18 protein-coding genes, 1 pseudogene and 1 CRISPR repeat array (1 of these 20 running past the window's edge) are annotated in these 23,261 nt (G+C 55.9%); of the genes and pseudogenes, 7 read left to right on the forward strand and 12 right to left on the reverse strand.

The annotated features are described in order from the left end of the window. A CRISPR array of direct repeats spans positions 1 to 909; the repeat unit is 32 nt; unit sequence GTCGCTCCCCGTGCGGGGGCGTGGATTGAAAC; it begins 313 nt to the left of the window's first position. A 441-nt stretch (positions 910 to 1,350) separates the two neighbouring features. After that, positions 1,351 to 2,181: a hypothetical protein gene (locus HRQ60_RS06485; protein WP_172194831.1), complete on the reverse strand. Its 831-nt coding sequence runs from the start codon at positions 2,179 to 2,181 to the stop codon at positions 1,351 to 1,353. Positions 2,182 to 2,418: 237 nt separating this feature from the next. Here HRQ60_RS06485 and HRQ60_RS06490 point away from each other — a divergent pair, with 237 nt between their 5' ends. The 6 genes from HRQ60_RS06490 to HRQ60_RS06515 all read left to right on the forward strand — a co-directional run bounded on the left by HRQ60_RS06490 (position 2,419) and on the right by HRQ60_RS06515 (position 7,823). Beyond that, a complete protein-coding gene (locus tag HRQ60_RS06490; protein WP_172194832.1) occupies positions 2,419 to 2,676 on the forward strand; it encodes an autorepressor SdpR family transcription factor in 258 nt (85 codons plus the stop codon). Between the two features lie 50 nt (positions 2,677 to 2,726). Next, entirely contained in the window at positions 2,727 to 3,371 is a 645-nt protein-coding gene (locus HRQ60_RS06495) for an SdpI family protein (RefSeq protein ID WP_172194833.1), read from the forward strand. Between the two features lie 128 nt (positions 3,372 to 3,499). Beyond that, a complete protein-coding gene (locus tag HRQ60_RS06500; RefSeq protein WP_172194834.1) occupies positions 3,500 to 4,693 on the forward strand; it encodes an alanyl-tRNA editing protein in 1,194 nt (397 codons plus the stop codon). Positions 4,694 to 4,903: 210 nt separating this feature from the next. Continuing rightward, the gene (locus HRQ60_RS06505) at positions 4,904 to 6,619 is read left to right on the forward strand and encodes an ABC transporter transmembrane domain-containing protein (RefSeq protein ID WP_172194919.1); all 1,716 of its coding nucleotides are present in this window, start codon (positions 4,904 to 4,906) and stop codon (positions 6,617 to 6,619) included. Positions 6,620 to 6,683: 64 nt separating this feature from the next. Then, positions 6,684 to 7,055, forward strand: a complete 372-nt coding sequence (locus HRQ60_RS06510) for a YtxH domain-containing protein (RefSeq protein WP_172194835.1) — start codon at positions 6,684 to 6,686, stop codon at positions 7,053 to 7,055. Between the two features lie 147 nt (positions 7,056 to 7,202). Further along, positions 7,203 to 7,823 carry a YtxH domain-containing protein gene (locus HRQ60_RS06515; protein WP_172194836.1) on the forward strand — a complete coding sequence of 207 codons (621 nt, stop codon included), beginning with the start codon at positions 7,203 to 7,205 and terminating at the stop codon, positions 7,821 to 7,823. A gap of 133 nt (positions 7,824 to 7,956) precedes the next feature. Here the strand turns inward: HRQ60_RS06515 and HRQ60_RS06520 are convergent, their stop codons facing one another. The 6 genes and pseudogenes from HRQ60_RS06520 to HRQ60_RS06545 all read right to left on the reverse strand — a co-directional run bounded on the left by HRQ60_RS06520 (position 7,957) and on the right by HRQ60_RS06545 (position 15,813). Then, positions 7,957 to 9,495, reverse strand: coding sequence for a lipopolysaccharide biosynthesis protein (locus HRQ60_RS06520; RefSeq protein WP_172194837.1), 1,539 nt, complete (start codon positions 9,493 to 9,495; stop codon positions 7,957 to 7,959). Beyond that, positions 9,492 to 10,589, reverse strand: coding sequence for a glycosyltransferase family 2 protein (locus HRQ60_RS06525; protein ID WP_172194838.1), 1,098 nt, complete (start codon positions 10,587 to 10,589; stop codon positions 9,492 to 9,494). Before HRQ60_RS06525 ends, HRQ60_RS06520 begins: the two co-directional genes overlap by 4 nt. Positions 10,590 to 10,645: 56 nt before the next feature. Beyond that, positions 10,646 to 11,719, reverse strand: coding sequence for a glycosyltransferase (locus HRQ60_RS06530; protein WP_172194839.1), 1,074 nt, complete (start codon positions 11,717 to 11,719; stop codon positions 10,646 to 10,648). A gap of 339 nt (positions 11,720 to 12,058) precedes the next feature. Further along, positions 12,059 to 14,041 (reverse strand): annotated as a pseudogene (locus tag HRQ60_RS06535) (PTS fructose transporter subunit IIABC). Between the two features lie 110 nt (positions 14,042 to 14,151). Continuing rightward, positions 14,152 to 15,063: a 1-phosphofructokinase gene (gene pfkB, locus HRQ60_RS06540; RefSeq protein WP_172194840.1), complete on the reverse strand. Its 912-nt coding sequence runs from the start codon at positions 15,061 to 15,063 to the stop codon at positions 14,152 to 14,154. A 3-nt stretch (positions 15,064 to 15,066) separates the two neighbouring features. Then, positions 15,067 to 15,813 (reverse strand): DeoR/GlpR family DNA-binding transcription regulator, encoded by a 747-nt coding sequence (locus HRQ60_RS06545; protein ID WP_172194841.1) that lies wholly within the window; start codon positions 15,811 to 15,813, stop codon positions 15,067 to 15,069. A 399-nt stretch (positions 15,814 to 16,212) separates the two neighbouring features. Here HRQ60_RS06545 and HRQ60_RS06550 point away from each other — a divergent pair, with 399 nt between their 5' ends. Next, positions 16,213 to 17,559, forward strand: coding sequence for a diguanylate cyclase domain-containing protein (locus tag HRQ60_RS06550; RefSeq protein WP_172194842.1), 1,347 nt, complete (start codon positions 16,213 to 16,215; stop codon positions 17,557 to 17,559). Between the two features lie 149 nt (positions 17,560 to 17,708). Here the strand turns inward: HRQ60_RS06550 and HRQ60_RS06555 are convergent, their stop codons facing one another. The 5 genes from HRQ60_RS06555 to HRQ60_RS06575 form a co-directional block, all read right to left on the reverse strand. Further along, positions 17,709 to 18,788, reverse strand: a complete 1,080-nt coding sequence (locus HRQ60_RS06555; protein WP_172194843.1) for a suppressor of fused domain protein — start codon at positions 18,786 to 18,788, stop codon at positions 17,709 to 17,711. Between the two features lie 179 nt (positions 18,789 to 18,967). Next, a complete protein-coding gene (locus tag HRQ60_RS06560; RefSeq protein WP_172194844.1) occupies positions 18,968 to 20,944 on the reverse strand; it encodes a methyl-accepting chemotaxis protein in 1,977 nt (658 codons plus the stop codon). Between the two features lie 241 nt (positions 20,945 to 21,185). Beyond that, positions 21,186 to 21,965: a hypothetical protein gene (locus tag HRQ60_RS06565; protein ID WP_172194845.1), complete on the reverse strand. Its 780-nt coding sequence runs from the start codon at positions 21,963 to 21,965 to the stop codon at positions 21,186 to 21,188. After that, positions 21,958 to 22,836, reverse strand: coding sequence for an ATP-binding cassette domain-containing protein (locus tag HRQ60_RS06570; protein WP_172194846.1), 879 nt, complete (start codon positions 22,834 to 22,836; stop codon positions 21,958 to 21,960). Before HRQ60_RS06570 ends, HRQ60_RS06565 begins: the two co-directional genes overlap by 8 nt. Further along, complete coding sequence (locus HRQ60_RS06575) at positions 22,833 to 23,210, reverse strand: GntR family transcriptional regulator (RefSeq protein ID WP_172194847.1); 378 nt, start codon at positions 23,208 to 23,210, stop codon at positions 22,833 to 22,835. The genes HRQ60_RS06570 and HRQ60_RS06575 overlap by 4 nt, the downstream gene beginning before the upstream one ends. Positions 23,211 to 23,261: the final 51 nt, after the last annotated feature.

Raw genomic sequence — 23,261 nt, forward strand, 5'->3', positions numbered from 1 at the left:
ACTATATAGAAGTCTATCTATAGTCGCTCCCCGTGCGGGGGCGTGGATTGAAACCTTATCGACAAACTGGAGCAAAAGGTAAAGTAAGTCGCTCCCCGTGCGGGGGCGTGGATTGAAACGGAGTCAGCGCCCCATTTGGACGCGTAATAAGCCGTCGCTCCCCGTGCGGGGGCGTGGATTGAAACAAAATGATCGTGTTGTAATAGTCGGTAAAGTTAGTCGCTCCCCGTGCGGGGGCGTGGATTGAAACTGATCGTCTTGGCCTGCTTACCGGACCAGCTACGTCGCTCCCCGTGCGGGGGCGTGGATTGAAACCCTGTCGAGATCGTTACCGACGATGGAGAACTGGTCGCTCCCCGTGCGGGGGCGTGGATTGAAACCAGCTCCCGAAAGTTCGGCTGACGTCGAATATCCGGTCGCTCCCCGTGCGGGGGCGTGGATTGAAACAATCTTGATAAAGTCGGCGACGCGGTCAAAGAGTGTCGCTCCCCGTGCGGGGGCGTGGATTGAAACCGAACGTGCGCAAATCTTTGCGCAAATGACAAGGTCGCTCCCCGTGCGGGGGCGTGGATTGAAACTTTCCTTTAAACAAATTTTTCGCCGTGTCTTTGACGTCGCTCCCCGTGCGGGGGCGTGGATTGAAACTGGGTACGATTTGCTGTCTCCTATCGCGCAAGTGTCGCTCCCCGTGCGGGGGCGTGGATTGAAACGATATTGCGCAGAGTACGTTTACCCCGAAGGAAGCGTCGCTCCCCGTGCGGGGGCGTGGATTGAAACACGACCAGCGGCGTTTCGGACTCTGCCGAGAATAGTCGCTCCCCGTGCGGGGGCGTGGATTGAAACAAGTGGGTCGATCCCTTGGCTTGGAGTGGGGCGGGTCGCTCCCCGTGCGGGGGCGTGGATTGAAATATCGCTTCCTTGATGATGTTGTACTGCTTCGGTTGTCGCCCATGTAGGAGCGAGGGATTTCAAGCAAAACGCCCTACGCACCAAAAAGCCTTTTCGCCAAGCGAAAAGGCTCAACGTGTCGAGAAAGTCTGAATCCAAGTGAAGCGAGGAAGCGAAGGGAGAAATTCAGTGTAGGAGCGCCAGCGTTCGCCTTTGAAATCGAGAAAATCCAACTAAAATTCAATCTTTTTTCCCGATTTCAACACGCGACCTAAAGCCTTTCGAAGAAAGGCACATCGTAAGCATCCACTAACGAATTTCTCCCGCAGCCGACGAGCTTCTACAACGAATAGGACTTTCTCGACAACCTAAGCCTTTTCGCCAAGCGAAAAGGCTTTTTTCAACCCCTCATCCACTTCACACCAAACCATCCTCCTCAAGCGGACCGCTCCCATACACCGCCTAACCCACAATACGATCGTCCCGGTCGAAATAGACGATAGGATCCCAGTCCGGAAACCGTTCTTCTCCGTCTTCGGCCAGCCACAGTTCCAGGTCTCCATAATAATCGAAGATTACGAGGTCCAACCGAACGCCTAAGCAAAAAGCATCGAGCTCAAAAGCTTCGCGTTCTGCCTCGCTGCCTGCCCGCCATAGGTATTCCGCGGCCGCGCGCAGATATTCGTCAAGGCGGCCAAGCCGCCGTTTCACTGCGGGCAGCATCTCCTGCAGTTCTTCGATATTCTCGGATCGGCACAAGATTCGCGGTGCTTCTTCCCGGGGAACGGATAGATCGCGGACTTTGAGAGCGTATACCCCGCCGGCTTCCTCGTAGCTCCAATCGCCCGAAGAATCGCCCGTATAGACTTCCATCGTTCTTTTTTGTCTCGTCGGCAGTTCCAAGAAATCCTCTTCCAGTTGTATTTCATAGTCCGCATTGTTCGCTTCGCGGATCGGTCGGCGCCGCCGGAACTGCTCCGACGGCGCTGTCCATATTCGGCCGTCCGCCGCGGACAAGATGATCTCGTTTCCTCTCATGACTATACTTTTGATATGAAAAGAAACCGGGATCTCGATCAAACTGTCCAAGCCGATTCCTTTGTCCGGATGGATAGACAAGACGCCCTGCTGCCTTTGTTTGTCGGCATTCCACGATACGGCCAAACAGACTCCGCTGCGCTGCGCGAAGATCACGCCTCTGCGCTCCAGCTCGTCCAATGCCGCGGGTTCCCCTTGGGCAGCTGCGCGCATAAGCAGGGTGTCGCCGGGATTTTTCCGCAAATCGATTGGCATCGATGTTCTTCCTTTCGAAGCGGCGGACGATCCGTTATGCCGTCTATCCACCGCTGTTTCTTTTATGAAAAAGTATACCATCTACAGCACCCGGGGAAGAATCGACTTGCCGAAGCGTACGTCCCTTTCTATGCGAAGTCTTTTTTGTGAACAACGGCTTGTACCTATTGAACGAGAGCTGCAGCTCCGGTACAATTCATTTAGACATTTAACTAAATGACGAATTGAGGGATAGCCGTGGACCGTATTTTCAAAGCGCTGGGCGATCCCACCCGGATGAAGATCATCGATCTGCTCCGGGAAGGCGACCTGACAGCCGGAGAGATTGCCGAGCACTTCCACATCAGCAAGCCGAGTATTTCCAACCATCTGAGCATTCTGACGCAGACGGGCCTCGTTCATGTCGAACGCCAGGGGAAGTTTATGATGTACCAGCTCAATCTGACCGCTTTTCAGGAAATGTTCTACTGGTTGTCCAAATTTCGCGGGGAATAAGCGTCAGCGGTATTCTGTCGCAGGATTCGCCCAAGTAAAGGAGCAAGAAAATGTTCGTTCGGAGCCGAAAATTTTCATTTGCGCTTATTCTTGTTGTCCTTATCGTCACTCTCGCCGTCTATCCCGGTCTGCCGCATCAGCTTGTTATTCAGATCAACGATACGGGCTCTCCAAGCAATTCCGCTCCCAAATGGATAGGCGTCTGGATCGTTCCAATCGTCATGCTGATTCTCCACCTAACCCGCATTGATGCACTTCGCGGCGTTCCGGGAGCCAATCGCCGCGACGGGTCTCTCATCTCCGCCGCCGTTCAATTCATCCTCGCGCTCGCACAGATCGCAGGTCTGCTCTACAATTACGGCCATCCGCTGCTGCTAAAAGGACTTCTGCCGCTGGTATCGGGCGGTCTGCTGATTCTGATCGGCAACCTGCTGTTTCGGACCCGGCCTAATGTAACGTTCGGAATCCGCAGCAGATGGACGCTGTCCGACCCGCGCGTATGGACCGCCACTCACCGCTTTGCCGGGCTTTCCTTTATCGCCGCCGGGCTGCTGCTTATCCTACTGGCTGCAGTTAGTCCCGCCGTACACAGGACGCTCGAGATCCTCCTCGTGCTGGGGGCAGTCAATTACCTAGCCTCGTTTTTCTTTTACCGTAAATTCACGTCTCCTGCCAAACCGGGCCGCAAAACCTGAATTTACCGTTTGCCCGCACCCGACATCTGGGATACGATTCATACAGACTCTTCCGGCGATCGGACTAAGCGGCAGCCTGCCTCTGATACAGCCGCCGATCCGCCGGATACGAAAAGGAGACCGTTACCATGTCCAACCTGTACTACGATTCCGCTTATACCCGCGAATGGACAACCCGGATCGCGGAAATCGTCTCGCGCGAAGACAGCCTGTATATTCGACTGGACGAGACGGCCTTCTATCCGGAAGGCGGCGGTCAGCCGGGCGATACGGGAGCGATCGGGGAAGCCCGTGTGCTCGATACGATCGCCGAGAACGGCCGCATCCTGCACCTCGTCGACAGACAGCCCGGTGCCGCGGGAGACGAAGTCTTCTGCCGGCTCGATTGGGAGCGCCGGTTCGACCATATGCAGCAGCACACCGGCCAGCACCTGCTCTCGGCCGTGTGCCTGGACCTGCTCGGCGCTCCCACCCTCAGCTTCCATCTGGGTCAGGACTACGCCACGATCGATGTCGACAAGGCGGAATGGACCGATGCCGAACTGGACCAACTGGAACAGGAAGTAAATAAGCGGATTCAGCGCAATGTGGCGGTCAACGGTTATTTTGTCGAACCGGAAGAAGCCGCCCGGCTGCCGCTGGTCAAAGCGCCTTCGGTCGAAGGCCGTGTGCGGATCGTGGATATCGAAGGAATCGAATACAATGCCTGCGGCGGTACCCACGTTCGGACCACCGGCGAATTGGGGCTGCTCAAGCTGCTGCGGGCCGAGAAGCAGAAAGGCAATCTGCGCCTGACTTTCAAAGTCGGACTGCGCGCGCTTACCGAGTTTGCCGCCCAGCACCGGATTCTGGCCACGCTGTCCGCCAAGCTGAGTACGCCGAAGGAAGAACTGCCCGAACGCCTGGAGAAGCTGAACGCGGAAGATCGGCGCAAGCAGTCCGAGCTGAATGAGCTGCGCGCACGGCTCGACCGCTACGCTGCACGGGAACTGCTGGAAGAAGCCGAATCCCGCGGAAGTGCCGCAGCCAAGCTGTTCGAAGATCGGACGTTAAAAGAAGTGCAGCAGCTCGCCGCCCTCCTGACTGCCCAGACGCCGCTCCCGGTTCTGCTCGGTTCACGGCCGGAATGCAAATTGATGCTGGCCCACAGCGGCGAAGCGAAACTTTCATGCGGCGCTTTATTCAAGGAAATGCTGCCCGCTTTCGGCGGGCGGGGCGGCGGCAGCGAGACATCCGCCCAGGCGGCTTTTGGCTCGGAAGACGAATTGATCGCTTTTTACGACAAGCTTGTACAGCATCTATCCGGCAGTCAAACGGATTAGCACGGAAGCAGGTCAACCTTACAGCCTACCTTAAGCGAACGGCCGGGCATCCGCCCGGTCTTTTTTCCGTATTTCCCCTTGCCCGTTTGCTGTTCGGCACGCTATGATAGAGAATGATTCTCAATGGTTGGCGGTCCGGCAGTTTTTCCGACCTGTTCCGGCTGGATTTACAGGGTGTACATTATAGAGAAAAGAGGGATTGGCATCAACATATCGAAACGTTTCTTCGCTTTTTACAAACCTTACAAAGGACTGTTTCTGCTTGATTTTTGCTGTGCGGTATTTGCCGGTCTGCTCGAACTGACCTTTCCGCTTGCGGTCAACGTCTTTATCGACGATCTGCTGCCGGGACAGAACTGGGGCCTGATTCTGGTCGCCTCCTTCGCACTGCTCGGCATCTACGCGCTCAATACGGGGATGCAGTATATCGTGACCTACTGGGGGCATATGCTCGGGATCAATATCGAAACCGATATGCGCAAGAACCTGTTCGCCAAACTGCAGAAGCTGTCGTTCCGTTTCTACGACAACCATAAGACCGGTCACCTGATCGGGCGGGTGACGAACGATCTGAACGATATCGGGGAACTGGCCCACCACGGACCCGAAGATGTATTTATCGCCATTATGACCCTGATCGGTTCATTCGCGCTGATGTACAATATCAGTCCGGAACTTGCCGTCATCACCTTTGTCGTGATTCCGTTCATGGCCTGGATGATTATCTTCTTCGGCCGCCGCATGACCCGTACCTACAGCCGTCTGTTCGGCAACGTAGGCAACTTCAATGCCCGGATCGAAGACAATATCGGCGGGATCCGCGTCGTTCAATCGTTCGCCAACGAACAGCATGAACGCGACCTGTTCGAAGTCGAGAACCAGGCTTTCCGCCAGACGAAGCTGCTCGCCTACAAGACGATGGCCGGCAGCATGTCGGTCAACTACATGATGATGCGTCTGATCAGCGTGCTTGTTCTGATCTTCGGCGCGCTGTATTTTATCCGGGGCGAGATTCAGATCGGCGAATTCGTCGCTTTCCAACTGCTCGCGAACGTCTTCTTCCGTCCAATCGAGAAGATCAACGCGGTGATCGAGAGCTATCCCAAAGGCATCGCCGGCTTCCGCCGCTATTTGGAAATCATGGATACCGATCCGGATATCCAGGACGCGCCGGATGCCAAGCCGGTCGATTCGCTCAGCGGCGAGATCCGTTTCGATAACGTCACGTTCGGCTACGAGAAAGAACGGCCGATTCTGGACGGGATCAGCCTCTCGGTGCATCCGGGCGAAACGGTCGCTTTCGTCGGTCCGTCGGGCGCGGGCAAGACGACCATCTGCAGCCTGCTGCCGCGCTTCTACGAAGTGGATTCGGGCAGCATTACCGTGGACGGGATGGATATCCGCGGTCTGACACTGGAGTCGCTGCGCAAGCAGATCGGGATCGTGCAGCAGGATGTCTTCTTGTTCTCGGGCACGATCCAAGAGAATATCGCTTACGGCAAACTGGATGCCACGATCGAAGAAATCTGGGAAGCCGCCGACCGCGCGCATATGGCCGATGTAATCCGCGACATGCCGGAAGGAATGGATACGGTGATCGGAGAGCGCGGCGTGAAGCTGTCGGGCGGCCAGAAACAGCGGATGGCGATTGCACGCATGTTCCTGAAAAATCCTCCGATTCTGATTCTGGACGAAGCGACTTCCGCACTGGATACCGAAACCGAACTGGCGATCCAAAAGTCGCTGGCCGAACTTGCGGTCGGACGAACCACGCTCGTCATCGCCCACCGTCTGGCCACCATCAAAAATGCCGATCGGATCATCGTCGTGAACAAAGACGGGATTGCGGAACAAGGCAAGCACTCGGAACTTGTCGAAGCGGGCGGAATTTACAGCCGTTTGCACCAAGCACAGTTTGGCAGCTGACCTATTGAGGGTAATGGGAATAAGAAAGCCAATGGCTGCAGCCGACGAGGAGACGTGATGACCGATGGATGAGATGAAGAAAAAACGTGCGGCCCGAATTGTGGCAGGCACACTGGCAGGAGCCGGGGCCGCCTGGTTTCTGACCTCCCGCCTGGGTGCCGGTACCCGGCAGAAGATCCGGGATATCGCACAGCATACCAAAGAGCTCGGTATGGAGTTGGGACATGAAACGGCGGAGAAAACGCGCGATCTGATTTCGCTCAGCCGGGAAGTTTCCAGCGACGACGATTGGAAAGAAGCGATCGAGACGCAGGAACTCGATTCGGAGTCCAAAACTTTGGAAGCTTCGAACCCAGGGCCGGCTCCCTTGTCGGACAAGGAAGCGGCCGCCGCCGACATCGTCCCGTTTCCGCACAAACTGCCGGATCTTCGTTGATTCGGCAGAAGCCGGCGTCCGACCTGTACCGAAGGACGCGTCCTTAGCCGGGCGCGTCTTTTTTTGTGACAAGTGCCGGCTGACTCTGTTCAGAAACCCGAGTCTGGGTAATAGTAAAGAAGAACCTTATAGACAGGAGGCCTACATATGTCGAATCAAACCCTGAAATTCATTGCCGGGCTGGCAGCCGGAGCCGCCGCAGGCGGAGCTGTCGCTCTGCTGCTCGCGCCGCAGCGGGGAAGCGAAACCCGTCTTCTCCTGGCCGACACGGCGGTAGACCTGAAAGACAAAGGCCTTGTTCTCAAGGATCGAGGCGTTGCCGCTGCCGTCGATCTCAAAGACAAAAGCGTGGAAACGGCGCTCGACCTCAAAGACAAAAGCGTCTCCGCAGCGATCGACCTCAAAGACAAAAGCGTCAATGCGGCTTCCGCAATTCGCGACAAGAGCCAGAATTCGTTCTACGCCGCCAAAGACAAAAGCCAAAGCGCGATCGCCTCACTGCGCGCCAAAGGACAAGTCGCAGCCGAAAAAGGCCGCGAACTGGTCGAGTTCGGCAAAGAAGTCGGCGAAGTCGCCATGGAATGGAAAGTCGAGATCGAAGCGGCTGTCCGCGACCTCAAAGTGGAACTGGAACGTTTCCAGCGCGAACAGGAGAACGACACGCAGCTTCAGGACGATATCAACAAGCTGAAGAAACAAACCGAAGAAACGGCCGCCGTTATGCAAAAAGCACAGCAGCGGATCGCTAACGCAGGCAGCAGCAGCTGATCGCCGCTTCAAGGCAAAAGCCTCTTCCCGGAACTTCCGGAAAGAGGCTTTTTGCCGTGCTGCCCTGCTCTTTTTTGCCTGCTCTTTTTTCTCTGATCGTCCGTTTAAACAAGCGGGAACCTCTTGCGCCGGCTCAGCTCTCTTCCGAGGTCCGGGCGACCGGCCCTTGGTCCGAACGTTTGGCCAGCCGCTTCACGAACGACAGCACGTAACGGCAATCGTCGCGTTCAAATACCGACAGCACCGCCAGATAAAACGGAACGACGAGAATGCCCAGCAAGGCGGCCCATCCGAAGAAACCGGCATAAGAGACGATCGGCAGCTCGAACACTTCGCCCAGCGACACCGCCGCGACAAACAACACTCCGCATACCCCCCACTTCCTCAGCGTCACCCACGGGCTGCGCTGCAGCAGACGGAGATTGGCATACAGGATCATATCGATCGAACGGTAGAGCAGCGCCGCGATCGTACCGAGCAGTACGCCGTAAAGCCCCAGCCAAAAAACAAGACTCAACGATACGGCCAGATTGATCGCGGACTCCAGAATAGAGCGCGTCTGCGTGCTGCGAAAATGCCCGGCGATATCGATGACGTTATCCGCGGGAGCCCGCGCATTCATCAGCAGTTTCGATACGGCGAACAGCAGCGGCAGATAGATATCGATGTAGTTCGCATCCGTGACGCCGGCCGTATACAGCTTCATAAAAGGCAGGACGAGCAGATAGGCCAGCGTAACGACGGCGAATACCAATCCGATAAAATAGGTTTCGTACGCATTGTACAGCCGGTTGAATTTTTCTCTGTGCTGAAAAAAGCTCTGCCCGAGCGCGAACTTGATACTTCCTCCGAATGTCTGGACCAGACTGTCCACCACGTTGAAGATCATATTGTACAGCACATAGACACTGACGACTTTGAGATTCGTGAACAGCGTCAGAATCAAAACGTCCGTGTTGCGGAAAATGAGATAAGACAGCTCGTGAATCATCACCGAGTTCTTCTGGCTGATCGCCGGATAATCCGGTTCGACATTCAGTTTCAGCCAGCGGTAATGCCGCCGGATATAAATCTGATAGACGGCGATCTGCAGCAGCACGACCACAAAATAAGACAGCTGGACGGTCACGATACTGAAACCCTGAAGCAGCAGCACGATCCGCACCAGACTGCTGACGATCCCCCCGATCGTCAGCATCGACGATTCGATATAACTTTTGCCTTCGGCCAGCAGCAGCACCTTGAACTTGCCCTGGAAATAGTAATTGACCGCTCCGCCCATTCCCGTGAATACGATAACCGCAAATACCGTCAGCGCGGAGTATCCGCTCTCGACAAACATCGGGTAGACGGCGGCCAATACCAGCACGGCCACAAAATAATAAATCCCCGTCTTTTTGTAATAGGCGGAAGTGGCGGCCAGAATGGAATTGATCCGCCCGCGGTCTCCGTCCGCTACCGGCTTATACAGCGCCTGCAACGAAGCGGCTCCGACCCCGGCTTCCAGCAGGGCCAAATAACCGATAATCTGGGAAATGGAATTGACGAGGCCGTTCGTCTCCGAACCGTAACCGACCATGATCAGCCGCGGAATAAAGAAAGCCAGTCCAATGGTGATCACCTGGCTGAGCAGGCCCGTCAGGGCATTGAGGAGGGTACGCTTGAGCTTCAACGCGGTCCCTCCCCCTCAGCGCCGGATGGGATCGAGACCGGCTCGCCGGCAGAGCGTTCAGTCCGCCCGCGCAGAGCGGCGGAGCGTTTCGTACGGAGCAGCAGCGCATAGGCCGCGGGAGAAGCCGCAAACAAACGCAGCGACCTCGGCAGAGGGATCCCCTGGGCCCGGCAGGTACGGATACGTTCTTTCATCCGTCGGTGAAGGCCAGGATAATGCGTCTCGATATCGCGCATCAGAGCCGATATTCGGCCGTTTCCTCCTTCAAGGCAGGTCCGGATCGTATACAGATAATCTTCCAGCAGATAAGGACCTTCCAGCACCGCCGCGATCCGGTCGAGTTCGGGATGATTCCGTGTCCGCAGCTCGAGCGCGGTTCGCGCAAACGCATCGGCAAAGTCGAACTTGCGCACATTGTATGTATACGTCACCGACGAGCCGCGCTGCACATAACACAGCAGAGACTCGTCGATGAACCGGACGTCTTCCGCCCGGCAGAGCGCTTTATAAATGAATTCCTGATCTTCCCCGTTCACGCAGCCCGGCTCGTATCCCAGAGTGGCCTCGGTCAGCAGCTCCCGCCGATAAGCGATTCCCGCCGTATGGATCCGCAGATTGCGGTCGAAAAAGATTCGCTTCAGCACGTCGGGGCCGTTCAGCCGCTTAGGCAGCGGAGGCTTGCCTTGGAAAAAGTCCGCCTGCACGCTTCCGTCTTCCGCCACCTCGACAAAACGCCAGACCACCGCATCGGGAGGTCTCTCCCCGCTGGCGGAGAACCCTGTCGCTTCCGCGATCTTCTCAACCAGGCGTTCGTCGACATAATCGTCTCCGTCAAGAAACAGGACATAATCGCCCCGGGCTTCGGCAAGCCCCGCATTGCGTGCCCGGCTTACGCCGCCGTTGCTTGTGCGGATCAGCCGGGCCGCAGGCAGCCCGGCAAAATGCCGCTCCGCCGCTTCCCCGCTTCCATCGGTCGACCCGTCGTCGATAACCAGAACTTCGAAATCCGCAGCGGTCTGGCGCTGCAGGCTGCCAAGCGTCGTTCCAATATAGTGTTCCACTTGATAAGCCGGGATTACGATGCTCAGATTCATAAAGTTCTCATCCTTTTTCGCGGATTTTCTCCGATTTCACCTTTTACATTCGATTTTCAAAAAAATGAAGCCTGAACCGACGCTGCCTTTTTGAATCGGCCGGTGCTTCGCACTTTGCGAAGCGTCCGCGAAACACCGGACAACGTACGCAGCAGAAAGATTGCCGAGGTATACCGCCGCCGGGCGCACAGGTTCGCAAACAAGCGCATCGGCCGCCACACTTCGGGGTCCCGGGAAGCCGTTCTCATCTGGTCGTGGAAACCCGGATGCCGACTGGCCTGGAGCAGTCCGCTTCTCGCTTCGTTCAGGCTGATCCGGAATTCCACATCATGCACGCAGCTGTTCTGGACACGCTCGAAGAACAGACGGTTCAAGATCCGGCGATAGACTTCCCGGTTGTCGTAATCGGCGTAGAAATCCGCAAAACGGTCTACCAGATACAGCTCGCGCTTGAGATAATCCGGTTTCCAACTGCTCGTCAACGAATCGGGACGCTGAAAATAATGGTAAAAAGCGCCCGATACCGAAGCGAACACCGACGCATGGCGCAGGAAGCACAAGTTGAAAAGCACATCCTCGCTGAATACGCGGCGGTTCGATTCGAAGCGCAGTCCATACTCTTCGACAAGGCTTCTTCGGTAAATCTTGTTCCATACGACTACCGCATATTTCTTGCTGTTCCACAGCCGATCGAGCCCATACACTTCGATATCGATTCGTTCGGCTTCAAGCTTAAGTACATTCGATACCGAATCGTGTTCGTACGCCAGCGTATAGTCGCATGCGCAAATATCCGCATGGGTGCGTACCGCTTCCGCGTACATCGCTGCAAACATCTCCGGGTCTACCCAATCGTCCGAGTCGACAAAAGCGAGATACTCGCCCTTTGCTGCGCCGATTCCCGTATTTCTTGCGCCGCTCAATCCTTGATTGGCTTGATCGATCACCCGAATACGCTCGTCCTGCTCGGCATGCGTACGCACGATCTCCCGCGACGAATCCGTCGAACCGTCGTTTACCACCACGATCTCAATGTCCTTTAACGTCTGCGATGTCAAGCTGCTTAGACATCTGTCCAAAAATTTCTCCACGTTAAATACGGGGACGATGATGCTGATAAGCGGTCTCACCCTCCTGAAGCCTCCCTTTTCAATCCCTGAACTGAATCTGTCTAGGCTTTTTTTCTGTACAGTATGGATGCTTGTCGGACTTCGCTTCGGCACGGATCCGGGCAGCGTATGTGGGAGATTGAATACCAAAAAAAGAATATGTACAAGTTTAAGATCCGGCCATGAGGCTTATATAACCCACCGCCGCAAAAATTGAATCAGCCTTTTACTTAACCGGATTTGACTTTGGGGAAAGCGAATATTACAAAAAGACCCGTCCTGCCGGCTTGCGGCCGGAAAGACGGGTCGGATGCTGCGGGATTGCCCTAATTACTGCTGAGAAAGCTCACAGAGCCGGAGTTACGCGGCTTTGCGGGCCGTGATTTCTGCACGCTGGGCCAGCGTTTTTTTCCAGAGACCGAGAATCAGGCCGGAGATTACCGAACCGATGACGACCGTCAGCAGGAACAAGAACGCGTGGTTCGCAAGCGCGGCTACGAAGATGCCGCCGTGGGGAGCCGGAACGTTGATCGCCCACCATTGGGTCAGGCCGCCGGCTACCGCCGAACCGATGATGCAGGAAGTCAGGACGCGCAGCGGATCCGCTGCCGCGAACGGAATCGCGCCTTCCGTGATGAAGCTCAAACCGAGCACATAGTTCGTAACGCCGGATTTGCGTTCTTCGTCGGTGAACTTGTTCTTGAAGAACGTCGTAGCCAGGGCGATTGCGAGCGGAGGCACCATACCGCCGGCCATAACCGCCGCCATCCAGGCGCCGTCGCCTGTCGAAGTGAAGATCCCGATCGCGAACGTGTAGGCCGCTTTGTTGAACGGGCCGCCCATATCGATGGCCATCATGCCGCCGAGAATCAGACCGAGCAGAACCGCGTTGCCTGTGCCGAGGTTCTCCAGCACGTTGGTAATCCAGGTATTCAGACCGCCGAAGACCGGATCGATGATGTAGTACATAACCAGACCGACTGCAAGCAGGCCAAGAACCGGATAGATCAGAATCGGCTTAAGACCGTCGATACTCTTAGGCAGGCCTTTGAACAGTTTACGCAGACCGATAACAATATAACCGGCCAGGAAACCGGCAGCCAGACCGCCGAGGAAGCCGGCGCCGGACGTGGAAGCCATGTAGCCTGCAACGACGCCGGGCATGAGAGCCGGACGGTCGCCGATGCTCATTGCGATAAAGCCGGCAAGGATCGGAATCAGGAAGTGGAACGCGCTCTCTCCGCCGATATTCATCAGCAGTTTGAAGATCGGGTTATCCGCTCCGCCGCCGCCGTACTACTCAAACAGGAACGAGATGGCGATCAGGATACCGCCGCCGACAACGAACGGCAGCATATGCGAGATCCCGTTCATCAGGTCTTTGTAGATTTTGCCGCCTACGCTGACTTTATCGCCCGAATCCGTACCGCCTGCCGAGCCGCCTTCGTGACGGTAGATCGGCGCATCGCCGGTGACCGCTTTGCGGATCAGTTCTTCAGGTTTGCGGATACCGTCGCTGACTTTGCGCTGAAGGACCGATTTGCCGTCAAAACGGGCCATCTCCACGTTCTTGTCGGCCGCGATGATGACACCGTTCGCGCGGGCGATCTCGGCTGCCGTCAGCTGGTTGCCGACGCCTTCCGATCCGTTCGTCTCGACGCGGATATTGATGCCGAGTTCTTTGGCTTTCTTTTTCAGGGCGTCTTCCGCCATGAACGTATGCGCGATGCCGGTCGGACAAGCGGTAACTGCCACGACGAACTGATCGGAGTTCGGGTTACCGACGATCACGTCGGCCATGCCGGAAGCGCTGCCGCCTGTCGAAGAATCGGCTTGTCTGGCGGATTCCGCTCTCTTCGCCTGCTCGGCCGCTTCCGAAGCTTCGGACTGCGACTGTGCCGCGTTGAAGAGTGCGGTCACTTCGCCCGGAGTCTTCACTTCCCGAAGCCGGTTCAGGAAGTCCGCGTCCAGCAGCATGCGGGACAATACTTTGAGCGCCTGCAGATGCAGGTTCGATTCGCCTTCCGGCACGGCGATCATGAAGAAGAAGTAGGCCGGCTGTTCGTCGAGCGATTCGTATTCGACGCCCCGGGTGCTTTTACCAAACACGATCGTCGGCTGGTTGACCGCGCTTGTCTTGGCGTGCGGCATCGCGATGCCTTCGCCGATTCCCGTGCTGGACTGCGCTTCACGGGCCAGAATGGCCTGTTTGAACGCGGACACGTCGTTGATCCGGCCGCTTGCATTCAGGGATGCGATCAATTCGTCGATTACCGCTCCTTTGGTGCTGGACCGCAGGTCCATGATCATGACCGGTTCGATCATCAGATCCGTAATTCTCATCTTATTCCACTCCTCTGGAGGTGTCGTCGGTCCGCGGCTTCCGCGCACCGGTTATTCGTTCCCGGTCGCCTCTGCAGGCTGCGGGAGATACCGATCTATAGGGTCATGCGTTATACGGGATTGACTTGCACCTGCGGAAGCAGCGACTCGATCTTCGCTTTCTCGGCCAGATCGTCCGAGAAAGCGGTAGCACTGCCGGAAGCCGTACCGGTTCGAAGAGCGAATAGCGGATCGCCCGTCGTGGCGAGCGTGCCGACAAATCCGGCAATCATCGAATCGCCGGCGCCGACCGAGTTCTTCACTTCGCCTCTTGGCACGTTCGCATGGTAAACCTGTTCCTTCGTAACCAGAAGAGCTCCTTCGCCCGCCATCGAAATCAGTACGTTCTGCGCACCCATTTCCAGCAGCCTACGGCCGTATAGGATCAGATCTTCGCGGCCATCAATTTCGACACCGAACAGTTCGGCCAACTCGTGGTGATTCGGCTTGACCAGCAGCGGCCCGTACGGAAGAGCTTTCAACAGCGCGTCGCCGGTCGTATCGATTACAAAGCGGGCTCCGCGTTCTTTGATCACCGCGATCAGACGGTCGTAGTACCCGCCTCCCAGAGAAGGAGGTACGCTGCCGGACAAGACGACGATGTCGTCTGAGGTAAGCGTTCTCAGCTTCTCCGCGAGACTGTCGGCTTCGCCGCTTCCTATTTCCGGTCCGAGTCCGTTGATCTCCGTCTCTTCGCCGTGCTTGAGCTTGATATTGATTCGCGTATCGCCCTGCACGTTCACAAAGTCCGTGACGACCGATTCGGCGTTCAGCACATCCTCGATAAAACGGCCGGTGAATCCGCCGACGAATCCGAGTGCCGTATTTTCGATGCCGAGCCGGCTCAAGATACGCGATACGTTGATTCCTTTGCCTCCGGGAAGCTTGAGATCGCGCTTCATTCGGTTCAGGGCGTCCAACTGCAAATTCTCCACTTCCACGATGTAATCGATAGAAGGATTGAGCGTTACCGTATAGATCATGGTTTATCCCTCGATTATTTTGGTTTTTTCAAGAATGGACTTTCTCCACCGCTCCGGAATCGAATCCGTGATGATGGTCGCTTCCTTAAGGTCGAACAGTTTCGCAAACGCCACTTCGCCGAACTTGCTGGCATCCGCCAGTACGTAAGAGCGTTCCGACAGCTGGCGGGCCCGGCGCTTGATCAGCGCTTCTTCCGGGTCCGGCGTCGTAAATCCGAACTCGGCATTGACGCCGTTCGTTCCGATAAAAGCTTTGTCGAATCTGAAATTTTCCAGGTTCTGCAGGGCGATACTTCCGATGACCGCTTTGGTGTGGCTCTTCATCATGCCTCCGAGCAGGTAAGCTTGAATATTTTTGCTGACCAGCGCTTCGACATGCGACAACCCGTTGGTCACAACCGTGATGTTCTGCGCTTCGATAAAAGGAATCATGGCCAGCGTCGTCGTACCCGCATCGATGTAAATACATTCCCCGTCCCGAAGCTGCATCGCCGCCGCGCGACCGACTGTGTTTTTTTGATGAACGTTTTTGAACGTTTTCTCTTCCATACCGGGTTCTTCGCTCCGCCGGTGCAGCAGGGAAGCCCCACCGTGGACCCGCTTGAGCAGATGCTGCGATTCCAGGTCGATCAAATCGCGCCGTACCGTTGATTCAGAGGTACCGAGCAGCTCAACCAATTCCTGAAGTTTGACGATTCCCGAGACTTGTAAGCGCTGTAATATGAGTCGGTATCTTTCTTCTGTCAGCATGTTCGATTCCTCCATCTGCCACTCATTGTAACGCAGGTTTCCCGAAAAAACAATCATTTTTCTTCGAAATCATTCAAAATAATTCATTTTCATTTTCCGGATGTGAAAACCCTTTATCCTTTGCTGTCGCAGCGATGATAACGCTTACCCGATCTGTGACGCTTTGGCTGCAATTTCCTTCAATCCTTCAAGTTCCTTCTCTTCCATAGAATTGAATATCGGATAGAACACAGCCGAACATTAGCAGGCGAACGACTATTTATGCTCCTATATTTATCTTCTCTTTTCGGCGAAAACGGGAATTCTGTCTCTCCTGCTTGTCCTCTGTTTCTCCGATAATAGAAAGAAGCATAAATAGGGGTTACGGATCTTCTGTACCCAGACGATAAGGAGGCGCTTATGCCGTTACCGGATTTCTTCCGCAGTGCCGCTCCTTTTCCGGGTCCCGGCAGCGATGGCGAAGCCGTACTGCGAACAGCTCTCGATCTTATTCCCGACCTGGTCGTGTTGAAAGATCGAGACGGACGGTGGCTGTTTGCCAATCGGCTCGTGCTCCAGACCCACGGCTTGACCGAATCGGAATGCCTGAACCGTACGGATCTCGAGTTAATCCCGCTCAGACCGGAGTTTGAAGACCTGTTCCGCAAAAACGCTCGTTCGGACCAGGCCGCATGGGAAATGCGCAAACCGCTGACTCTGGAGAAAAAATCGACGGGGATCGACGGGATCACGCAGTATTGGGAAGTCGTCAAGACGCCTTTGTTCGATGCCGACGGGCAGCGCCAGTGTCTGATTGTCGTCAGCCGCAATATTACCGAACGCAAAACAAACGAAGAAGCGATCAAGGCGAAAGAATTCCATTACCGCTTGATTGCCGATCATATGACGGATATCGTCTCAATGCTGAATCGCCGCGGCGAAACCGTGTATATTTCCCCTTCGATCGAACGGGTACTCGGCCATGCTCCCGAAACTTTCCAAGGAGTTCGGGGATTCCCGATTACGCATCCGGAAGATCTCGACAAGCTGAACGCGCTGGTGCAGGAGACGGCCGACGGGCATCTGGTCGACGGACGCGGCGATATTCGGCTGCGCCACCGAAACGGCAGTTACAGCTGGTTCGAAGTGGTCATGTCCAAAGTCCGCCGGGAAGAAGAAGAATATGTGCTGATGACCACCCGCGATATCCGTGCCAAGAAAGCCGACGAACTGCGGCTGCAGTCGATGGCATACCGGGATTCGCTGACCGGAATTCCGAACCGCCGGTACCTGATGACCCGGCTGCAGCAGGAGATGGAGAAAGCCGACAGAACCGGCATGCCTCTCGCCCTCTTCTATCTGGATGCGGACAAATTCAAAGAGATCAATGATACGATGGGCCATGCGGTCGGCGACGATCTGCTGCTGCAAATCGCCCGGCGCATCGAAGGACAAATGCGGGAACAAGATATCGTCGCCCGGATCGGCGGGGACGAATTCGTGGTAATCCTGCCTAAAGCCGCAACTCCGCTGTGGACCGCTTCGACGGCGGAGCGTCTCTGCTCCGCTCTCGGCGAGACCTGGATCGTCGACGGCCGCGAATTGTCCACAACGTCTTCGATCGGCATCGCGCTGTATCCGCAGCACGGACAGACTCCCGCGCAGCTGCTGGATGATGCGGACCGTGCCCTGTACGCAGCCAAGAGGGAAGGCCGGGCCTGCGTCCGTTTCTATGAACCCAACAGATCCTGCGAGTCTTCGGATTGAAATCTTTTGCAGAGCCATAAGCAAACCGAAAACCTCCAGAAATTCCCCGAGACCTGAAAAAACCGCCGATCGGAAATATTCCGAAACGGCGGTTTTTTGATTTTAACCCGTATTTGGGCATGCCAGGGTTCATGCGGCACAGGACAGCTTCAGCCGATCGTCTCCACGATATTCCCTTCGGAGTCGCGCATAAGCGTCTTGACGATCCGGATCGTCAGCTGGTTCATGGTCTCAAGCCGAAACTCGCTTTCGATAGGAACCAATCTTCGGGACAGTTCCGCCGCCGCATCCGCGTTCAGATACAGATGGAGCCCTTCCTCCACTTCGGCCACCCGGTTCTGCAAATCGGGAAGCAGCATCACTTCGGTGTCCGGGCCGATCAGGGTCAGAGAACGATCATGCATCAGACGACCGGTCACGATTCGGGCCAGCGATTCGGCCTGTTTGGCTCCCAGCTGAAGCACATACGAATTGCCTTTTAGCAGATTCCGGTGTTCTTCCCACAGCAGACTGTCGAAATACAAATGTCCGGTACTCGATCCTTCGGTCCGTACGCCAAGTTCGGCAGCCGCCCTCAGTTCCGTATCCTGCAGCAGCGACTCCCGCTTCAGGTCTGTCAGATACAGCGGGAGACGCGCTTTGGCCAGTTCAAGAAAGCTGCGGGTATTCCATACTTTGATCAAGTCCAGCTCCTCGTGCGTAATACCTACGACCTGAACGAATCGGCTTTCGCCGAAAGGCGATTCAATCTGACCAAGTTCCGGATCTTCCACAAAAGCGATCGCCGTAATGGCCGTTTCCCGGTCCGATTCGATCGGCCCGTTCGCATCCATATGATGACCGGGCAGAAACGGATTCCCGCTGCTAAAAACGTAACGGGCCAGATTCTGCAAGAAGTTGATCGCCCATACCGGCGGTTCTTCTTCTCCTTCCGCAGCCAGCCGCAGCGTCAATTCAAAGCCAAAGCCGCTGAACTGCGTATTCTCCGATTCTTTTTCGTGCAGCTCGGTAAATCCGTACGTGACGTAATGCCAATGCGGAACAGGATCGGTCCGTTTGTATACGCTGACGCCGTCGAGCGGATCGGGTCCGCCCAGCCGATACGAGACCAGGGTTCCGTAATGAAAAGGTTCGATTCCCGGATAAACCCGGTTCAATGCGGCATCGATAGCCTGCCAACCCGGCGACTCCTCCCGTGCTTCCCCGCTTCGCAGTTCTTCTTCGTTCATCGTGGGTGCTCCTCTCCCTGATTGGACGCGGAACGGATCTTCCGCAGCTTCGCTTACCTGTATGCTTCTAGTTTACCCGAACGGAAGCTTCTTTGAAAATGCCCCAGCAAAAAGCCGGCTTGTCCCCGAGAGGACAAGCCGGCTTTTGCCTAGCGGAAAGAGGGAACGGCACTGCCGGATTACTGGGTCTTGAACTTGGCGATCCGGGCGCGCAGCTCGTCCGCGCTGACCGACACTTCGCCCGACAGATCGGAGATGCTGGCAATCGCCTGCGCCTGTTCCTGCGTCGACGAAGCCGCTTCTTCCGTACTTGCGGCACTCTGCTCCGCGACGGCCGCGATATCCGTCATGATCGCCGACACATGGTCCGAGCTGTGTTTCAGTTCTTCCGACGCGGTCGAAACTTCGTGGATCCGGCTCGTGATGCCGTCGACCGAACTGCGGATCACGTCGAAGGCTCCGCGTGTGGAGGCCGCTGCTTCGATCTGTTTGTCGACCATCGCCTGGAACTCCTGAATCTCGCCGATACTCTGGCGTCCCGCTTCCTGAACCCCCGCCAGCAGCGTATCGATATCCGCAGCCGAAGCCCGGGTCTGCTCGGCGAGTTTGCGCACTTCGTCTGCCACGACGCTGAAGCCTTTGCCGTGTTCCCCGGCCCGCGCCGCTTCGATCGCCGCGTTCAGCGCCAGCAGGTTCGTCTGTTTGGCAACCGTGTGAATCAGGCTGACCGCTTCGCCGATCTTGACCGTCTGATCGCCCAGACGGCGGTTCGCTTCTTCGACCCGTCCCGCCGAACTGCGGCTCGCTTCGGTCAGATTGCCCTGCGAAGCGACGGCCTGCAGGCCGCCTTGCATCGCTTCCGTGACATCGTCCGCACCGGCGGAAGCCTGTCCTGCGCTGCTTGCGATCGCGTCGATCGAAGCATTCATATCGCCCAGCTGCTCGACGCCCGATTGAATCGAGGACGCCTGATCCGTCGCGCCTCTCGCCAGTTCTTCGATCACGACGGCGATCTGGTCGGAAATATGCTTCGCGCCTTCGGCCTGTCCGTTCATATATTTGGCGGAGTTCTCTACGCCTTCGGCGGAATTGGCCGTCGCATGGATCAGCTTACGCAGACTGGCGGACATGTCGTTGAACGCCGTGCCGAGTTTGCCGATTTCGTCTTTGCCTTTGATCTCGACCGTAGCGGTCAGATCGCCTTCGGACATACGCTGCGCACTTTGCTGCAGCAGGATAAGCGGTTTAATGAGGCGGGCAGCCGCAAACACGGCGACCAGGGTCAGCAGGATTGCGAGCGCTGCGATCCCGATGATGAAGATATTTCGCAGCTGGATATAATCCGCAAAAGCGAAGTCTTTCGAGACCGAAGCGGCCACGAGCCAGCCCGTGCCTGCGACTTTTTGGTAATACAGCAGATGGGTATCGCCTTTGTATTCGTATTCGACACTGCCGGATTCGTTCTTGAGCATTTCGGCGGCAATCCCGGCATAGTCGGCTACTTCGCCAAGCGGCTTGTTGACGTTGTCCGCATCGGCATGGGCCAGCACTACGCCCGTTTTGTCGGTCATAAAAGCAAATCCGCCGTCAATCTTGATAGTGTTGATCGTCTCGGTCAAAGTCGAGAGTTTCATATCGCCGGCGACGACCCCGGCAAACGCGCCGTCTTTCTCGTGCAGCGGATATCCGATCGAGACGGCATACTCGCCGCTGATGAGATCCAGATACGGGTTGCTGAAGTTCAGCGCATTGGCCGCTTTGCCTTCCGTGTACCAAGGACGGACTTTGACATCGTAATCCGCTTCCGGCACCCAGCCGGAACCGTCGATCATGCGTCCGTCTTCCATGCCTACATAAATATCCGACAAATTGTTTTTGTTGGACTCGGCTGCATAAGCCTGCAGATGGCTTTCCGCGATACGATCCAGCGGAACCGACGATTCGATGACTTGGGCAGTCGTTTCTACGACTTTGGCATTTTTGCCGACCCAACCTCCGATTTGTTCGGCCGTATTGCGAGCAGCCCCCTGCAGATTACTGTCGATGACCTTCTGAGCGTCGTTTTTCATCGTGCTCAACGCAGCCACACTGATACTTCCCGTACCGACAAGAGTGACAATAACAAGCAGCGCAGCCAATTTCATTTTCAAGTTCATCTTCAAGCCCTCCTTATGGGTCGAACCCTTCAGCCTACTCAAGTCTTCCGTCTTATAGATAGTGTTTTATACGTCTAAGGTGAGTTGTTTCGATATTTATCGACAAAATCAGCAGAAAATTTAGCAGAAAAAGGAGTTTGAACAAGAAAAAATGCGAAAGCGTAGGCTTTCGCATCATCGAAAAGATTGGTTTGACGGTTTGAGCGGAATAATCTTTTTTTCACGTTGTATAGGGAGTCCCTTAGAACGTCCGATGGCGCGTAAACAACCAGGCTCCCGCAATAAATACGGCGCTCAAGATCAAGTTCAGTCCCATACCGGCAATCAGGGAATCGTTGAACAGCAGAGCCAGGAAGAAATCCGCCACATGTACGCGAAGCGAAGCGATCGAGGTTCCGATCGGAATCGCCGCGATCAGAACCGCCCACAGGATCCAGGTGATCGGAGATTTCATCCGGGAGAACAGCAGATTGAACAGCGTCAGGACGAAGAAATAGAAAGCGGCCTGATACAGGAAAATCCCGACGGTCCCAAGGCGATCCCAACCGAAAATTTCAATCAGGTTAAACGTCTGGCTGTGCTCGCGGATAATATTCTGTTCGAACGGCCACCAGAGACTGTTGCACAAAGCCAGTACCAGAGCCGCACCGGCATAGATCAGCAGCAGGCCGACAAAATACCGTCTGCGCGAGTCGCCGAAGTTCATCATCGTCCGGAATGTTTGCAGCGGCAGGACGATCGCGAGCACCGGCAGCAGCAGCAGCAGCATATTGGCCGAAGAGACATTGACGTTCTCCATCTCCGACGGGACTTCGATCTGCAGCGAATCGTCTCCCGTCAGGTCGCGCAGCTCGCCGACCGCAGCCGCCACGTCCTGCGCGTCACGCTGCGGATCGCCCTGCAGCGCCGCATTGACCGTATAGTTGGCAATCGTCGACACGACAATGGCACCGATCACAAGCAGGATGGCCAGTCTCATTCGAAGCATGGATACCCGCAGTTGGACTCCCATTTTATTCATCCGCTTGTCCCTCCTCGATCAAATAAGCAAAAAATTTCTGCAGCGGCACGCCTTCGATCGTCAGTCCTCGGCTCTGCGCTTCTCTTCGTTTGTCGTCCGGCAAATCGCCGTATACGATAGCGACGCCCACATTCCCGTAACGTTCGCCGTGAATGACGCGTCTGCCCGCCGTAAAAGCGTCGAGCGCAGCGGTGCTGCCGCTGACCGTATGCGCGCGTTCCCGGATATGCTCGACTTCTTCCCGCATCAGAATGCCGCCATTTTCCATAATGAACACCTGCTCCACCACGGTTGCGATCTCGTCGATCAGATGCGTGGAGAGCAGGATGGTACGCGGATGTTCCGCATAATCTTCAAGCAGCGTACGGTAGAATTTTTCGCGCATCAGCACATCCAATCCCAGGACAGGTTCGTCGAAGATCGTAAGCGGCGCCCGGCTCGCAAGACCGATGATATTGCCGACCATCGACTCCATGCCGCGCGACAGCTGACGCATTTTTTTGCTCGGATTCAGCTTGAACGTTCCCAGAAGCGTCGAAGCCAGTTCGGAATCCCAATCCGGATGAAAAACAGACGCCATCTGCAGCACATCGCGGATACGCGCTCCGCTGGGGTAAAAGTTTTTCTCGCGGATATAGCAGACTTGGGTCGGCACTTCTCCTTGGCGGAGCGGACGTCCATGCACGACCACCTCGCCGCCGTCCGGAAACATCCCGCCCGTGATCACATTCAACAGTGTCGTCTTGCCCGCGCCGTTGCGTCCAAGCAGTCCATAGATGGTGTGCTCGGCAAGTTCCAGACTCAGGCTGTCGACCGCTTCCGTGCGTCCGTACGATTTGCTCAAATGCTTGACCTGCAGTACCGAGTTCATGTGCGCTGTCCCCTTTTCTCCCGTTTGATCATGTCGATCACATCTTCCATGCTCATGCCCAGCTTCTCCGCTTCCTCCAACAATTTGACGACCAAATCGCTGTAAAACCGTTCCCGGCGTTTGCCCATGATCTTCTCCTTCGCTCCGGCGGACACGTACATGCCAAGCCCTCGCTTTTTGTAGATAATGCCTTCATTCACCAGCAGGCCGAATCCTTTGACGACCGTAGCGGGATTGATCTGGAACATGCGCGAAAATTGCGTGGTCGAGATAATCTGGTCTTCCTCCGCATAGGTGTCGTTGAGAATGTCGTCTTCGATTCGATCTGCAATCTGTTGAAAAATAGGCCGGTTTTCGTCGAATGGAATCGGCATCGCGACCACCTTTCCGGTTTGTTAGTCATGTAACTAACCATAAAGGCAGCG

Origin of the sequence: Saccharibacillus qingshengii (genome assembly GCF_013185195.1) — a bacterium.
Lineage (GTDB): Bacteria > Bacillota > Bacilli > Paenibacillales > Paenibacillaceae > Saccharibacillus > Saccharibacillus qingshengii.